Annotated in this window: 14 protein-coding genes; 3 read left to right on the plus strand and 11 right to left on the minus strand. The window is 67.2% G+C overall.

Going from position 1 to position 15,940, the window contains the following annotated elements:
- Nucleotides 1-506: 506 nt before the first annotated feature.
- The 7 genes from PI86_RS01965 to phnS are packed head-to-tail and all read right to left on the minus strand — an operon-like array spanning nucleotide 507 to nucleotide 7,798.
- Complete coding sequence (locus PI86_RS01965; protein WP_039318253.1) at nucleotides 507-1,058, minus strand: phosphonate degradation HD-domain oxygenase; 552 nt, start codon at nucleotides 1,056-1,058, stop codon at nucleotides 507-509.
- 4 nt (nucleotides 1,059-1,062) lie between these two features.
- Nucleotides 1,063-2,517 carry a phosphonoacetaldehyde dehydrogenase gene (gene phnY, locus PI86_RS01970; protein WP_039318257.1) on the minus strand — a complete coding sequence of 485 codons (1,455 nt, stop codon included), beginning with the start codon at nucleotides 2,515-2,517 and terminating at the stop codon, nucleotides 1,063-1,065.
- Nucleotides 2,514-3,824 (minus strand): phosphonoacetate hydrolase, encoded by a 1,311-nt coding sequence (phnA, locus tag PI86_RS01975; RefSeq protein WP_039318261.1) that lies wholly within the window; start codon nucleotides 3,822-3,824, stop codon nucleotides 2,514-2,516. Before phnA ends, phnY begins: the two co-directional genes overlap by 4 nt.
- Nucleotides 3,821-4,681, minus strand: coding sequence for a 2-aminoethylphosphonate ABC transport system, membrane component PhnV (gene phnV, locus PI86_RS01980; protein WP_014901037.1), 861 nt, complete (start codon nucleotides 4,679-4,681; stop codon nucleotides 3,821-3,823). Before phnV ends, phnA begins: the two co-directional genes overlap by 4 nt.
- Nucleotides 4,671-5,591: a 2-aminoethylphosphonate ABC transporter permease subunit gene (locus tag PI86_RS01985; RefSeq protein WP_039318267.1), complete on the minus strand. Its 921-nt coding sequence runs from the start codon at nucleotides 5,589-5,591 to the stop codon at nucleotides 4,671-4,673. Before PI86_RS01985 ends, phnV begins: the two co-directional genes overlap by 11 nt.
- Nucleotides 5,569-6,672 carry a 2-aminoethylphosphonate ABC transport system ATP-binding subunit PhnT gene (gene phnT, locus PI86_RS01990; RefSeq protein WP_014901035.1) on the minus strand — a complete coding sequence of 368 codons (1,104 nt, stop codon included), beginning with the start codon at nucleotides 6,670-6,672 and terminating at the stop codon, nucleotides 5,569-5,571. Before phnT ends, PI86_RS01985 begins: the two co-directional genes overlap by 23 nt.
- A gap of 34 nt (nucleotides 6,673-6,706) precedes the next feature.
- The gene (gene phnS / locus PI86_RS01995; protein WP_039318270.1) at nucleotides 6,707-7,798 is read right to left on the minus strand and encodes a 2-aminoethylphosphonate ABC transporter substrate-binding protein; all 1,092 of its coding nucleotides are present in this window, start codon (nucleotides 7,796-7,798) and stop codon (nucleotides 6,707-6,709) included.
- A 255-nt stretch (nucleotides 7,799-8,053) separates the two neighbouring features.
- Between phnS and PI86_RS02000 the strand changes: the two genes are divergently transcribed.
- Nucleotides 8,054-9,163, plus strand: a complete 1,110-nt coding sequence (locus PI86_RS02000; protein ID WP_039318274.1) for a 2-aminoethylphosphonate--pyruvate transaminase — start codon at nucleotides 8,054-8,056, stop codon at nucleotides 9,161-9,163.
- 103 nt (nucleotides 9,164-9,266) lie between these two features.
- On the opposite strand, the gene PI86_RS02005 is transcribed toward PI86_RS02000, so the two are convergent.
- From PI86_RS02005 to aroQ, 3 genes are read right to left on the minus strand one after another with little or no spacing between them, the layout of a single operon-like run.
- Complete coding sequence (locus tag PI86_RS02005; protein WP_039318277.1) at nucleotides 9,267-10,625, minus strand: MFS transporter; 1,359 nt, start codon at nucleotides 10,623-10,625, stop codon at nucleotides 9,267-9,269.
- Between the two features lie 39 nt (nucleotides 10,626-10,664).
- On the minus strand, nucleotides 10,665-11,519 hold the full coding sequence (locus tag PI86_RS02010) for a shikimate dehydrogenase (protein WP_014901031.1): 855 nt from the start codon (nucleotides 11,517-11,519) through the stop codon (nucleotides 10,665-10,667).
- Complete coding sequence (gene aroQ / locus PI86_RS02015) at nucleotides 11,516-11,971, minus strand: type II 3-dehydroquinate dehydratase (protein ID WP_039318281.1); 456 nt, start codon at nucleotides 11,969-11,971, stop codon at nucleotides 11,516-11,518. Before aroQ ends, PI86_RS02010 begins: the two co-directional genes overlap by 4 nt.
- A 257-nt stretch (nucleotides 11,972-12,228) precedes the next feature.
- On the opposite strand from aroQ, the gene PI86_RS02020 reads away from it, so the two are divergent.
- Both PI86_RS02020 and PI86_RS02025 read left to right on the plus strand, forming a co-directional pair.
- Nucleotides 12,229-14,121 carry a bifunctional sugar phosphate isomerase/epimerase/4-hydroxyphenylpyruvate dioxygenase family protein gene (locus tag PI86_RS02020; protein ID WP_039318284.1) on the plus strand — a complete coding sequence of 631 codons (1,893 nt, stop codon included), beginning with the start codon at nucleotides 12,229-12,231 and terminating at the stop codon, nucleotides 14,119-14,121.
- Nucleotides 14,122-14,396: 275 nt separating this feature from the next.
- A complete protein-coding gene (locus PI86_RS02025) occupies nucleotides 14,397-14,660 on the plus strand; it encodes a hypothetical protein (protein WP_014901028.1) in 264 nt (87 codons plus the stop codon).
- Between the two features lie 68 nt (nucleotides 14,661-14,728).
- Here PI86_RS02025 and PI86_RS02030 read toward each other — a convergent pair whose 3' ends face one another.
- Nucleotides 14,729-15,523, minus strand: a complete 795-nt coding sequence (locus tag PI86_RS02030; protein ID WP_039318288.1) for an AraC family transcriptional regulator — start codon at nucleotides 15,521-15,523, stop codon at nucleotides 14,729-14,731.
- Nucleotides 15,524-15,940 lie beyond the last annotated feature (417 nt).

A 15,940-nucleotide genomic window follows, 5' to 3' on the forward strand; every position in this document is an offset into this window, starting at 1 on the left:
CCTGTTACTGTTTTCGGTTCGGTTAAGAACCGGTCGCTCACTCAAAGCTGACAGGAATATGAATTGCTTCATAAACCTGACTTACTTTAGTGTGAGACTCTTGATACTTTCGCTATCTGATCCGAAGATCAGCTCGCTACCATCAAGCGCCCACACTTATCGGCTGTTAATTTTTAAAGAGCATTTCTGCGAGAAACTTCGTGTTTCTCAGCAGCGCTGCGTTTTCAGCAGCAGAGAAGCGAGATTATGAACCGTCTTTTTCAACTCGTCAACAACTTTTTTAACTACTTCGTTGCGACGGTTGGGGTTCAACTTCGTGTGCGCCTGGGCCTCTACCACCAACCCCGACGGCACCGCTTCCCTTCCCTCCCGCGCTGCGTTTCCGTTAGCGCGAAAGAGGCGTGATTCTATGCAGTAGCTGGCGATCGCGCAAGGGGTTTCTCGAAAAAAATTCAAGGCCCCGCACGCTACCGCGTGCGGGGCCTTGAATAGAGGCAGTCGAATCGTCAGGCGACACGCACCTGGCGTGCGACGATCTCCATATAGTGATCGAGGTCCGGCGTCGCCTTGCCCTCTTCCTTTGCCGTATCGTCCCAGCGGCGCAGGCGCAGCGCGTCCTCCGCAAACGGACGCCGCAGGAACGCCGCTGCCTCCTCTTCACTGAAGATGCCGCCCTGCAGCGCAAGGCTGCGCACCGAGTCCGGCGACAGGCTCTCGAAGTAGCCTGCGTCCGTCCGGCACAGGCAGCGCTTCGCATCGACGTGCAGCCGGATCGGCTCCAGCACCGCGTCGGTCAACAACGGCCGCAGGAACGGCAGCACGTAATACTGATGCAGATCGTCGATCCCCCGCGCGCTCGGCGTCTCGCCCTGCCGATTCAGCAAATGTCCGAGATCGTGCAGGAACGCCGCCGCGACCAGCGCCTCGTCGGCGCCCGCCTCCTCCGCCAGCAAACCGCTCTGCAACGCATGCTCCAGCTGCGTGACCGGTTCGCCGCTATAGGCCACATGGCCGTGCGCGCGATACAGCCCGTGTATCTCTTCTACCGTCAGTGCCATCCACTTACTCCCACGGCAGCGAAAACGTCTTCAGGTTCGTGAAGCTCTTCATCGCTTCCTGAACGCCTTCCTTATAGCCGAGCCCCGAATCCTTGATCCCGCCGAACGGCGACAGCTCGATCCGGTATCCGGGCACTTCCCATACATTCACCGTCCCGACGTTCAGTTCGTTCACGAACCGCACCACCGCCGCCGTGCTGTCGGTACACACACCGGACGACAGCCCGAACGCCGTTCCGTTGCTGATCCGGATCGCGTCGTCGATCGTATCGAACGTGATCACCGGTGACACAGGCCCGAAGGTCTCCTCGCGCACGATCGTCATCGACGGATCGACGTTGTCGAGCACGGTCGGCGAATACAGCGCGCCGCGCCGCACGTTGCCGGTCAACAGGCGCGCGCCCTGCGCGACCGCCTCGCCGACGCGCGCCTCGAACAGCCGCGCCGCCGCGTCGTCGATCACCGTGCCCATTTCGTTCGCCGGATCGAACGGATCGCCATACTTCCATGCGCGCGTCTTCTCGACGAGCAGCTCGGTGAACGCCGGGGCGATCGAGCGCTGCACCAGGATCCGCTTGACGGCCGTGCAGCGCTGCCCCGAATTCCGGTACGAACCGAGCACCGCCAGCGACGCCGCACGGTCGAGATCGGCATCGTCGAGGACGATCAGCGGATCGTTGCCGCCGAGTTCCAGCACGATGCGCCGGTAGCCGGCGCGCGCGGCGATCGCCTTGCCGATCGACACACCGCCCGTAAAGGTAATCAGCGACGCATGCGGATGCGTGACGAGCTCGTCCGCGATTTCACGCGGGTCGCCGGTCAGCACCTGCAGCATCGGCTCGGGCAAGCCGGCCTCGTAGAGCAGGTCCGCCAGATAGAACGCCGACAGCGGCACCTTCTCCGACGGCTTCACGATCACGCGGTTGTTGGTCGCGATCGCCGGTGCGATCTTGTGCGCGACCTGATTCATCGGGTGATTGAACGGCGTGATCGCGACGATCACGCCGTCGAGCGGCTGTCGCTGCGAGAACACGCGTCGCGCCTTGCCGTGGGGCGTCAGGTCGCACGAGAAGCTCTGCGCGTCGTCGCGCAGCGCCTCGACGGCTGCGAACTTCAGCACGTCGGCGACACGGCCGATCTCGTAGCGGGAATCCTGTTTCGACAACCCCGATTCGAGCGTGATCAGGTCGGACGCTTCCTCGGTACGCTCGCGCAGCAGCGCGGCCGCGCGCTCGAGGATCTGCGAACGCTCGTAACGCGTCAGCGCCGGCCGGTACGCCATCGCGTAATCGAACGCGGCGCGCACGTCGTCGACGCTCGCCAGCGGCGCCGTGCCGACACGCGTGCCGGTGTACGGATCGATGACGTCGAAAACGCGGTCGCGCGCTGCACGCGTGCCGCACCAGCGCAGCGCCTCGGCGCGAAACGCGGGGTGATCCTGTCGGGGATGAGCCATCATGATCCGATCCGGTTCAGCACGAAATCGAAAACGTCGAAGTTGCGCGGACGACGCGCAGGATCGTCCCGCTCGATCCGACGGTTGAACAGCAGCGGCACTTCCTGCTCGGACACGCCGCCGTGCGAACGCAGCGGCACGGTCAGGCCGGACAGATCGTGTTCGCGCTCGCGCGTGCCGAGCGTCATGTCGCGCCGACCGATCACGACGAGATCCCCGATCCGGTCGGCCGGCAGTTCGAAGCGCGCGGCCGCTTCCGCGTTGTCGAGCACGAGTTCGACGCCATCGAGCCCGCCGACGCGCCACATCGCGTCGGTCCGGTCGACGCCGGGCGCCAGATAGACGGTCGCGAACGAGCCAAGCGCGCCGTGGTGCACGACATACGGGTCGGTGATCGGCAGGATCACGCGTGCAGCCTGCGCACCGAACCAGCCGTCGAACGCGTCCTGCAGATAGATCACGTTCGGGCGGCCCGTTGCCGGATCGTGCTTCGCGTTCATCCCGTGATCGGCCGTGAGCCCGATCGCCCAGCCAAGCGCGTCGAGCTCCGCGAGATAGCCGTCCATCATCGAATAGAACGCGTTCGCGCCGGCGCTGCCCGGCTCGCACTTGTGCTGCACGTAGTCGGTGGTCGACAGGTACATCAGGTCGACCTGGCGCGTCTGCGCGAGCCGCACGCCGGCCGCGAACACGAATTCTGACAGCGCCGCGCTGTAGACGTCCGGCGACGGCAGGCCGACCCAGTCGAGCACGTCGACGATCCCGTTCTCCGCGAGGTTGGCCTGCGCGGCCTTCTCGGCGGAGAAACAGATGCCGTTCATCTGCCAGCCGAGCAGCCGGCGCAGCTTGTCCTTCGCCGTGACGACCGCCACCCGCGCGCCGGCGTCGGACGCCGCCGCGAGCAGCGTCCCGGCGCGCAGGTAGGCCGGATCGTTCATCATCACTTCCGCGCCGCGACCGCCGTCGGCGGCCGGATCCCAGAAGTAGTTGCCGCAAATCCCGTGGACCGACGGCGGCACGCCGCAGACGATCGACAGGTTGTTCGGGTTGGTGAAGGTCGGCACGACGCAATCGGCGCGCCACGCGGTGCCTTCCGCGATCATCCGGCCGATGAACGGTGCGACGCCCGCTTCCACCGCGCGCTCGAGATAGTCGTACTCGCAGCCGTCGACGCAGACGACGACGGTCGGTTCGACCGGCAGCCGGTAACGCCGGCCGTTGACGTCGACGGAACGTCCCGCGAGCTCGGCCGATACCTTGCCCGCCTCCGGTTGCGCGCCGGGCTGCCGCAATGCGAACGCGGCGTTCATGATGCCGCCCGCTTGCCGCGCGGCACGCGCGCGGCGATCAGCAGCAGCGCCGCGAGCGACGCGCCGAGCATCAGCAGCGACAGCGCCGAGGCGGGAAGGTAATAGCCGCGTTCGACCTGGCCGATCACGACGATCGGCACGGTCGCGAACCCGGGCGGGTAGACGGTCAGCGTCGCGCCGAGCTCGCCGAGCGACAGCGCGAAGCCGAGCGCGAGGCTCGCGCGCAGCGCCGGCACGAGCTGCGGCAGCAGCACGCGGCGCAGCACCATCGCGGGCGGCGCGCCAAGGCTCGCCGCCGCTTCCCGCAGCACGGTCAGCTCCGGGCGCAGCGCGGCGGCCGCGCAGCGATAGCAGAACGGCAGAATCAGCGCGAGCTGCACGAACACGACGATCGCCGCGGAACTCGACAGGTCGAGCGGCTTCTGGTGATACGCGATCAGCACCGCGAGCCCGAGCACGACGCTCGGCACGCCGTTCGGCACCATCACGACCGCGTCGACGACCGCGCCGAGGCCGCGCCGGTCCCGCCCTTCGAGCGCGAGGGCGAGCCACAGTCCGAGGATCGTGCCGATCGCCGACACGCCGAAGCCGATTTCGAGGCTCGTCAGCAGCGCGTCGTACTCCGGCGACCCGAGCCGCGCGAACCAGCGCAGGCTGTAGCCGGCCGGCAGGATCGTGCCCGACCACTGCGTCGACACGCTCGACAGTGCGACGACGACGACCGGCAGCACAAACAGCCAGAAGCAGGCGAACGCGGCGAGCGCGAGCGCCGCGCGCGACGCATGCTTGAGCAGCGTGTCGCCCCAGCCGATCTGGTGGCGTGGCACGGCTTGCCCGATACGGAATTCAGCGGACATCGTTCCCTCCCGTCGCACGCCGGTTCACCCGGCGATAAACCGCATACAGCGCCAGCGACAGCGCCAGCATCACGACCGCGCCGGCCGACGCGGTCGGCAGGTCGAGGTCGACGGTCGCGCTGCTGTAGATCGCGACCGGCAGCGTCACGAGCCGCGCACTGCCGAGCACGAGCAGGATGCCGAACTCGTTCAGCGTCAGCAGGAAGCACAGCACGGTGCCGGCGGCGATGCCCGGCCACGCGATCGGCAGCACGACGCGGCGCGCGAGCATCCAGCCGGACGCGCCGAGACTGCGCGCGGCTTCGATCAGGCGCAGGTCGAGCGTCGCGAACGACGCGAGCGTCGGCCGCACGACGAACGGCGTATAGAACACGGTCTGCGCGAGAATCACGCCGCCGATGCCGAACAGGAAGTCGAGCGGCGGATTCTCGAGATGGAACAGGTGCTGCAGCGCGATGCTGATCGAGCCTTGCGAGCCGTACAGGAAGATCAGCGTGAACGCGACGAGGAACGACGGGAACGCAACGTACAGTTCCAGGAAGCGCGTGACGAGCGACGCGCCCGGGAACGGCTTGAAGAACAGCAGCGCGGCCAGCAGCACGCCGAGCACCGATGCGGTGCCGGCGCTCGCGAACAGCACGCCGACGGTCGTCAGCAGCACGTTGCGCGTATCGGGGTTGCCGAAGAACGTCCGGTACGCGGCGAAGCTCAGCCCGTGATCGCCGGACACGCTCAGCAGCACGAGCCGCACCAGCGGATAGACGACGAGCGGACCCAGCACGACGATCGCGAGCGCGGCGAGGTGCAGGTCGCCCATGCGCTTGCGGCGCCGCGCAGCGGCGGCATGCGCGGCGGCCGACGCGAGCACGTGCGGCGGCAGGCCGGCTTCAGGGCTCGATAAGGACGACATCGTCTGCCTCGCAATGCAGGGAAACGCGCGCACCGCGCTCGGGAGCCGCGCCGCGGCCGCGTTGCATCGTGACGCGCACGGGTTCGTCGGGTGCCGCATCGATCACGACCGCAATCGACAGGTCCGCGCCCTGCCACTCGACGGACGACACCGTGCCGTGCAGCCCGCCCGCAGCGGGCGGCATCACGGTCAGGCGCTCGGGGCGCACGCATGCCACCTTGCCGCGCACGTCATGGCGCGGATCGCCGAGCGGAAAGATCACGTGCGGCGGCAGCAGGTTGGCCGGGCCGAGATAGCGTGCGACGTAGCCGTCCTTCGGCGCGTCGTACAGCTGCTGCGGCGTGCCGAGCTGCGCGATGTGACCGTCGCGCATCAGCAGCGCGCGGTCGGACAGCACGAGCGCGTCGTCGCGGTCGTGCGTCACGCAGACGACGGTCAGGTTCGGCAGGCGCTCGTGCAGCGCCTTCAGTTCGCTGCGCACCGACGCGCGCAGGTTGGCGTCGAGTGCCGACAGCGGCTCGTCGAGCAGCAGCACGTCCGGCTCGATCACGAGCGCGCGAGCCAGCGCGACGCGCTGCTGCATCCCGCCCGACAGCTGCGCGGGCAGGTGGTGGCCAGCATCGCCGAGCTGCACGAGCTTCAGCGCGTCGGCAACGCGGCGCGTCACTTCCGACGACGCCATGCCGCGGGCGCGCAGCCCGAATGCGACGTTCTCGAACACCGACAGGTGCGGGAACAGCGCGTAATTCTGGAACAGCAGACCAAGATTGCGCTTGTGCGGCGGCGCATAGGTCAGGTCGCGTCCGGCCACGGTCAGCGTGCCGGTCAGGCCGTCGGCCTTCACGAACCCGGCGATGAAGCGCAGCAGCGTGGTCTTGCCGCAGCCGCTCTTGCCGAGCACGGTCAGAAATTCACCGGCGCCGATCGACAGCGACAGATCTTCCAGCACCGTGCGTGCGCCGTAGCGCACGCTCAGGTGCTCGATCTGCACGCCGCCCGGCGCGCCGGACCGCAGCGTCGCTTGCGGTTCGGCGGCGCCGAATGCGCCGGGATGGGTCAAGGTGGTTTCCACCGGGTTCATCCTCTTGCTCACGAATACAGGCGGCGTGCGCCGATCACTTCGGCTTGACGACGTCGAGCTGCTTGCCCGAGCTGCCGATCACGTCCTTCTTCCAGCGCTCGATCCACACCGGCTTCTTCGCCATCACCTGGGTCCAGTCGACCGGAATCAGCTTCACGCCCGCGATCGCCTTCTTGACCGCTTCGCCGTTCTTGCCGGCCAGCGGCACGTCGGTGCGGCCCGGGATGCCGTACATGTCCGGCACCTTCGACTGCACGTCCGTCGACATCAGGTAGTCGATCAGCTTCTTGCCGACGTCCTGGTTCGGGCCGCTCTTGATCAGGCCGATGCCGTACGGCAGCTGGAACGTGGTCGGCTGGTCGCCTTCCTTCGCCGCCAGGAAGATCGGCTTGACGGACAGCGCGCCGTGTTCGGCGTCGTCGAGGTCCATCTGCAGGTCGCCGTTGGCGACGCTGATCTCGTTACGCGACAGCAGCACGTTCAGGTAGCCCGTGCCCTTGGTGTGGAACTTCACGCTCTGCGACAGTTTCGCGAGGTAGTCGAACGCCTTGTCCTCGCCCATCAGCGAGGTCGTCAGGATCAGCACGGCCATCCCGTCGCCGGCCGTGGCCGGGTTCGAGTAAGCGACCTTGCCTGCGTAGGCCGGCGACAGCAGGTCGGCGAACGTCCTCGGCTGGTTCTTCACGACGTCCGGGTTGATCGCGAACGAGAAGTAGTTGTTCACGAACGTCGCCCACGTGCCGTCTTCCGCCTTCGCGATCGCCGGCACGTTCTTGTAGTTCACGCTCTGGTACGGCTGCAGCAGACCCATCTGGCCGGCTTGCTGGATGAACGGCGGCAGCGTGACGATCACGTCCGCCTTCGGGGAATTCTTTTCGATGTTCGCGCGGTTGACGACCTCGCCGCTGCCCGCCGTCACGATGTTGACCTTGACGCCTTCCTTCTTCTCGAACGCCGGCAGCACATCGCGATAGAGGTTCTCGAGACCGTCCGCCGTATACAGCACGACCGCGTTCGCCGCATGCGCGGGCATCGCCACGCCTTGCAGCAGACCGGCGGCGCAGGCGGCCAGCGCGAGCTTGCGGAACGCGCCGGCAGCGGCGCGCGAGGAATTCTGCAGTGTCATCTCACTTCTCCGTAGGCGGAACACCAAACGGCCGGGGCACGATCCGGCTCCTTTTAGTCGGGCAAGCCGACAACCGGCCTGCCTCGCTGCCGCGCTGCAGGTGGTTTCGCGCGGCAACCGAAGGATCACAGCGTTCGATGACAACGCCGTGACGAGTGCCACAATTTCCAAAAAATGACACATTTTGCCAATATCATGCAAGTCATTCAGAAATGCCGCCCCGGCGTTTCGTCCGACCTTTGCCGGAGAAAAACCATGTCCGACCCGATTCTGCTCACGCCCGGCCCGCTCACCACGTCCGCCACAACACGCCACGCAATGCAACATGACTGGGGCTCGTGGGACGCTGCTTTCAATCAGTTGACGGCCAGCGTCTGCGCGGATCTCGTCGCGATCGCAGGCGGTGGCGACGAATACGTGTGCGTGCCGATGCAAGGAAGCGGCACGTTTTCGGTCGAGGCCGCGCTCGGCACGCTGGTGCCGCGCGACGGCGTCGTGCTCGTGCCGGACAACGGCGCGTATTGCGCGCGCATCCTGAAGATCCTCGGCCGGCTCGGCATCGACGCAATCGCGTTGCCGTTCGGCGAGGACGCAGCGGTCGACCCGGCGGCGGTCGAAGCCGCGTTCGCGCGCGAGCCGCGCATCACGCATGTCGCGCTGGTGCACCTGGAAACGAGCGCCGGCATCCTGAATCCGCTCGACGCGATCGCCGCCGTGTGCCGTCGGCACGGCAAGCGGCTGATCGTCGACGCGATGAGTTCGTTCGGCGCGCTGCCGATCACGCTGGCGGACAGCGGGATCGACGCGCTGATCTCGGCGAGCGGCAAATGCCTGGAAGGCGTGCCGGGGATGGGGTTCGCGATCATGCGGCGCGACGCGCTCGACGCGTGCGAAGGCAACTCGCCGTCGCTCGCGCTCGACCTCCACGATCAGTACGCGTACCTGCGCAAGACGGGCCAGTGGCGCTTCACGCCGCCGACGCACGTGATCGCCGCGCTGCGCGCCGCGCTCGACCAGTACCTGGGCGAAGGCGGCCAGCCCGCGCGCGGTGCGCGCTATGCGGAGAACTGCCGGACACTGGTCGAATCGATGCGTGCGCTCGGCTTCACGCCGTTCCTCGACGCCAGCGTGCAGGCGCCCGTGATCGTCACGTTCCACGCGCCCGACCATCCGGCCTACGACTTCCGCCGCTTCTACGACGCGGTGCGCGACGCGGGCTTCATCCTGTATCCGGGCAAGCTGACGCAGCTCGAGACGTTCCGCGTCGGCTGCATCGGCGCGATCGATGCGGGCGACATCCGGCGCGCGGTCGCGGCGATCGCGCAGGCAGTCGAATCACTCGGCATCGCGGTGCAGCGCGCATAAGGCGCCGGCGGCGCGCCAGCGGGCACACCGCCGGCGCGCAAACAAAAGCCCGGCGGCCAACCGGCCGCCGGGCGAACGCACTGGATGTGCGTGGAGCCGGTACTTACAGCTCGATCCGCTTGATGTCGCCGACGACGAAGATGTACGACAGCGCGCCGATCAGCGCGATCACGCCGATGAACACGAGCGCGCCGACGAACGAACCGGTCGATGCGACGACGAAGCCGACGACCAGCGGCGTAACGATCCCCGCAAGGTTCGCCGCGAAGTTGAAGATGCCGCCCGTCACGCCGAGCAGGCCGTCCGGCGCGATGTCCGACACGAGCGTCCAGCCGAGTGCGGCCATCCCCTGCGCGAAGAACGCAACCGACATGATCGCGATCACGGCTTCGTTGCTCTTCACATAGTTCGCGAGAATGATCGTCGACGCGAGCAGCAGGCCCGCGATGATCGGCAGCTTGCGCGCCAGGTTCGCTGACTTGCCGCGACGCAGCAGCCAGTCGGAGAAGATCCCGCCGAACATCACGCCAACCGACGCGGCGATGAACGGCATCACCGCGAAGAAGCCGATCTTCAGCCAGCCCATGTGGCGTTCGGTCGCGAGATAGGTCGGGAACCAGGTCAGGAAGAACACGAGCGTCGAGTTGCCGGCGAACTGGCCGAGGCAGATGCCCGCGAGCTGGCGCTTCTTCAGCAGCCGGCCGGCCATCGACCAGCTGAACTTCTTCTGTTCGCCCTTGCCGGCCTTGTCGGCCGCTTCACCGTTGCCGCCCTTGCGCGCCCCGTGCACGAGACCACCGCCCGCTTCGATGTACGCGAGTTCCTCCGAGTTCGCACCCGGATGGTTGCGCGGCTCGTGGTAGAGCTTCCACCAGACGAGGCCGAACACGATGCCGACCGTGCCGACGACCCAGAACAGCGAGCGCCAGCCGAACGCACCCATCAGCGCGAACAGCACGGGGCTGAAGAATGCGAGCCCGATGTACTCGCCGACGGTATAGGTGCCGGTCGCCATCGCCCGTTCGTTCTGTGGGAACCACGTCGCGACGACGCGGCTGTTGGTCGGGAAGCACGGTGCCTCCGCGACGCCGAGGCCGAGCCGGCATGCGAGCAGCGTCCCGACGCCGGGCACGAAGCCCTGCAGGAACGTGCACAGCGACCACAGCGTCATCGACCAGTAGTAGGTGACCTTGCTGCCGAAGCGGTCGAGAAAGAGGCCGCCGGGCACCTGCGAGGCGACGTACGTCCACGAAAACGCGGAGAACATGATGCCCATCACCGCCGCATTGATGCCGAGCTCCTTGGTGAGCTGCGGCGCAGCCACCCCCAGCACGGTGCGGTCGAGATAGTTGATCATCGTGCCGATTGCAAGCAGCGCGAGAATCTTGTAGCGCGCCGACGTGCGGCGGACCGCGCCGGCCGCCTGCGCGGGCGCGGCGTTCGTGTGGGTAGTGTGCTGCATGGTCGTCTCCTGGTCTCTCTTTCCAGCTAGAAATTAGGGTCAGCGCGCGACGAGCGACTGAAAGTGATCGAACATCCGCTCGTCGTCCGGCGTACGTCCGGTGAAGATCTCGAATGCGTCGACGGCCTGGTACACGGCCATTCCGCCGCCCGGCAGCGTGGCGCAGCCGGCCGCGCGCGCGGCGCGGATCAATTCGGTTTCGAGCGGGAAATACACGATGTCGGCCACCCACATCCCCGCATGGAGCAGTTCGGCAGGCAGCGGCAGGCCCGGGTGCTTGGCCATGCCGGTCGGCGTTGCATGGATCAGGCCCGTCGCGGCGTGCATCGCGGCCGCGAGATCGCTGCCCGGCGCGACCCGGGCTGCCGGGAAGCGCTGCTGCAGCTCGGCCGCGAGCGCGGTGGCGCGCGTGGCGTCGACGTCGAAAATCGTCAGTTCCGCTGCGCCCATCTGCAGGGCCGCATGCGCGACAGCCGCGCCCGCGCCGCCCGCGCCGAGCTGGACCACGCGTTCGAGCGACACGTCGGGCAACCCGCGGCGGAACGATTTCGCGAAACCCGACCAGTCGGTGTTGTGGCCGATCCGCTTGCCGTCCTTGAACAGCACGGTGTTCACCGCGCCGAGCGCGCGCGCGTCGTCCGACAGCGCGTCGAGGTGCTCGATCACGCGCTGCTTGCACGGATGCGTGATGTTGAGCCCGTTGTAGCCCATCCGCTGCGCGGCATCGAGCAGTTGCGGCAGCGCGTCGACGGTCACGCCGAGCGCGTCGAGATCGATGCGCCGGTAGACATAGCCGAATCCCTGGCGGAAGCCTTCTTCCTCATGCATCGCGGGCGACAGCGAACCGCCGATGCCCTGGCCGATCAGGCCGATCAGAAACGACGGGCGGCTCATCGTGCGGCTCCTTGCGTGAAAAGGGTCGACAGGCGCTGCAGCGCAAACACGTAGCCTTCGGTGCCGCAGCCGCAGATCACGGCTTCGGCGACGGCCGACACATACGAGTGGTGACGGAATGCCTCGCGGCGATGCACGTTCGAGATGTGCACCTCGATCACGGGTTTCGCGATCGCGGAAAGCGCGTCGGCCAGCGCGACCGACGTGTGCGTATAGGCGGCCGGGTTGATCACGATGCCGTGCGTGTCGTGACGCGCGGCATGCAGCCAGTCGATCAGCTGGTGCTCGGCGTTCGACTGGCGGAAGTCGATCTCCAGACCGAGCCCCTCGGCCGCCACGCGGCAGCGCTGCTCGACATCGGCGAGGGTTTCCGCGCCGTAGATATGGGGCTCGCGGGTTCCCAGCAGATTCAGGTTCGGGCCGTTCAGCACCAGCACCTTGTACTTGCTCATGATGATTTCTGCTCCAAAAACGGGGGCGGAGCGTTGCCGGCACCACCCCGTGACAACAGGAAGTGACGCTAGTGTGCGCCGGCACGCGCACGCTGTCTTTTCGGGTTTTCGCTAATTTGTACCATCTAGTTAGTTTGTATAATTCACCTCACTTCCCTAGTAAATTCGGGATATGGCGCGTACCCTGAATTCAATGACTGGTTCATTTGGGTCCGGTTCAGCCGACGCCACACCCCGCTCATCCGCAGGATTCGCCCATGCAGCGCTCGATCGCCACCGTGTCACTGTCCGGCACGCTCGCCGAGAAGCTCGCCGCCATCCAGGCCGCAGGCTTCGACGGTGTCGAAATCTTCGAGAACGACCTCGTCTACTTCGACGGATCGCCCGCCGACGTGCGGCGCATGGCCGCCGATCTCGGCCTCGACATCGTGCTGTTCCAGCCGTTTCGCGACTTCGAGGGCGTAAGCCCGGCCCAGCTCGCCCGCAATCTCGACCGCATCCGGCGCAAGTTCGACGTGATGCACGCGCTCGGCACCGACCGCATCCTCGTGTGCAGCAACGTATCGCCCGACACGATCGCGGACGATGCGCTGCTCGTCGACCAGCTCGGCGCGCTCGCCGAAGCCGCGCGGCAGGCCGGCGTGGTCGCCGCGTACGAGGCGCTCGCGTGGGGCCGGGTCGTGAACCGGTACAGCCACGCGTGGCAGCTCGTGAACGCGGTGAACAGCCCGCACCTCGGCCTCGCGCTCGACAGCTTCCATACGCTGTCGCTCGACGACTCGCCGGACGCGATCGCCGACATTCCGGGCGACCGGATCGCGTTCGTGCAGATCGCCGATGCACCGAAGCTCGCGATGGACGTGCTCGAATGGAGCCGCCACTACCGCTCGTTCCCCGGCCAGGGCGACTTCGACCTCGCGCGCTTCACGGCGCGCGTGATCGAGTCCGGCTATACGGGGCCGCTGTCGCTCGAGATCTTCAACGACGGCTTCCGCGCGGCGCCGACTGCGATCACGGCCGCCGACGGCCACCGCTCGCTGCTCTATCTGGAAGAACTGACGCGCGCGCGGCTCACGCAGGACGGCCGCACGCCGGCCGCCGATCAGCCGCTGTTCGCGCCGCCGGCGCCGCCCGCGCACGTCGGGTTCCAGTTCATCGAATTCGCGGTCGACGCGCAGGCGGCGGCCACCGTCGGCGAGTGGCTCGGCCGGATGCGGTTCCGGCTCGCGGGCCGCCATCGGTCGAAGGACGTGACGCTGTTCCAGCACGGCGCCGCCTCGATCGTGCTGAACGCCGAGCGCGACTCGTTCGCCGACGCGTTCTTCCAGCAGCACGGGTTGTCGCTGTGTGCGTCGGCGTTCAGCGTCGACGACGCGAAAGTGGCATTCGAACGCGCGGCCGGTTTCGGCTATGCGCCGTTTTCAGGGCGCGTCGGCCCGCACGAACGCGTGCTGCCGAGCGTGCAGGCGCCGGACGGCAGCCTCGAGTATTTCGTCGACGAAGCGCCGAACGCGCCGACGCTGTATGAATCGGATTTCGTGCTGACCGACATCGACGGCCCGAGCGAGGTCGGCCCGCTGACGGGCATCGACCACGTCTGCCTCGCGCTGCCGGCCGACGCGCTCGATACGTGGATCCTGTTCTTCAAGACCGCATTCGGTTTCGAGGCCGAGCGCAGCTGGCTCGTGCCCGATCCGTACGGCCTGATGCGCAGCCGCGCGGTGCGCAGCGCGGACGGCTCGGTGCGGATCGCGCTGAATGCGTCGGTCGACCGCCATACGGCCGTCGCCGAATCGCTCGACCGCTATCACGGCACGGGACTGAACCACGTGGCGTTTCGCACCGACGACATCGTGAAGGCGGTCGCCTCGTTCGCGGCCGACGGCGTGCCGTTCCTGCGGATTCCGCCGAACTACTACGACGACCTCGCCGCGCGCTACGCACTGCCGGACGAACTGATCGACACGCTGAGCGCCCACCACCTGCTGTACGACCGCGACGAGCACGGCGGCGAATTCCTGCATGCGTATACAGAACTGGTCGACAACCGCTTCTCGTTCGAGATCGTCGAGCGGCGCGGCGGCTACGACGGCTACGGCGCGACCAACGCGGCCGTGCGGCTCGCCGCACAGGCCCAGCGCAGAAAATAAGGGCGCGAAGGGAAATTTGCCGGGGGTCGGATCGGATGTGCAAACCGCGCCGCCCGCGGCACGGACGCACCATCGTGGTGAATCCTGCGGCGCGGCCCCGCCCGGCAAGGCCGACCGCTTTCGATCCGAAACGGCCGCCCGGCGGGGGTTACATCCGGTAATGTTTGCCGCGTCGCAGCATCCGCGCCGTCGCCGCGGTTTTAAGAATCGCTTAAGTCTTCGTGGGCACCATCCGCAACCAGTACCCGATGGATATCTCGAAAAGGAGGACAGCGATGAGCGCCGTAGATGCACCCGCGGGCCGCCCGGCCGCCCCACCTGCGAAGAAGACGATGCTGCGCCGTTTGCTCAGCCATCACGAAATCGCGACGCTGCTCGTGCTGCTGCATGCACCGATCGGCGCGAATGCCAAACCCGAATTGCCGGCGCTTCAGGAAGCCGGCCTCGTCGAGATGGTCAAGCTCGACGCCGACACCGCACCGAGCTTCCGGCTCACCGAAGACGGCACGGCCGTCCTGAAAGGGCTCGGCTACCGCTGAGCCGCCGCTTTCCCGTTCCCGTCCTACCCCCGATCATTGCGGCACGCCGGCCTGGCCGGCGCGTCGCGTCACACTGCCCGGTCCTGCTGCATCAGCCGGTATTCCGTCGGCGTCACTCCCACCGTCGCCTTGAACTGGCGCGTAAACGCACTGTGATCCGTATAGCCGCATAGCGCCGCGACGTCGGTGACCTTGTCGTGCGTGACGAGCAGCGCGGTGGCCGCATCGAGCCGCGTTTTCAGCAGCACCTGGCGCGGCGTCAGGTGAAACACCTTGTGGAAGTAGCGTTCGAGCTGCGCGACCGACATCCCGGCCATCTGCGCGAGCTGCTTCAGGTTCAGCGGCTGCACGTAGTGATCCTGGATATGCTGGACCACGTCGGCGAGCTTGCTGTAGGCCGGATGCGAACCCTCATGCGCCTTCAGGTCGCGCGAGATGCCCGCGAGGCCGACCACCTTGCCGGCCGCGTCGCGCAGCGGCTCCTTGCAGGTCAGGCACCAGCCCGGCTGGCGGCCCGGATACAGATGCAGCTCGAGCTGGTCCATCAGTTGCTGGCCGGCGTTGATCGTCGCCATGTCCTGCTCGAAATAGGTACGGCCGAAGCGGCGCGGAAACACTTCGTCGGTCGTCTTGCCGAGCAGGTCGCGCTTGTCCTTGTAGCCGCAGCGCAGCGCCAGCGTGCGGTTGACGAGTGCGTAGCGGCCGTTCGCGTCCTTCACGAAGAAGGCGACGTCGGGCAGCGCGTCGAACACCGGTTCGAGCAGGCGGAAGTGCGCGAGCATCGCGCCGAAATCGGCATTGTCGGGCTGGTAGCGCAACGTATCGGACAAGCTCATGGGCGGTGCGGCAAGAAAGGTCGTCATCCCGGCATCTGCGAAGGGCGTGGCTGATGGCGTCGATTATAGGAGCGCACCCTCGAACGCGTCGCGGCGATCGCGGGGCGGATGATCCCGGGCGCGTGATCGGGTGTTCGCGAACGGTGGCCCGCGCGCCGCGCCGCCGATCGACGACGAGCGGACGACCGCAGGCGGTGGCGCGTAGTGCGTGGCGCGGTTGTGCGCGCAACCACTGCGCCGCTCGCGTGCCCGGCGGCGGCGATTTCGCATCGGGTCGCCGCCTGCCCGCGCGGATCCGTCGGCGCTGCCGGCGCACCGCACGGGCACCGAGACAACGCGCGCCCGAACCCGCCATCGTAAAAATGCCGACGTGTCGCGTCTTGGCGCGTTTGCGCATTCAGAATGACGATTTCAGCATATATCAGGGTAATCGACGATATGCCG

This window comes from Burkholderia sp. A9 (assembly GCF_000801975.1).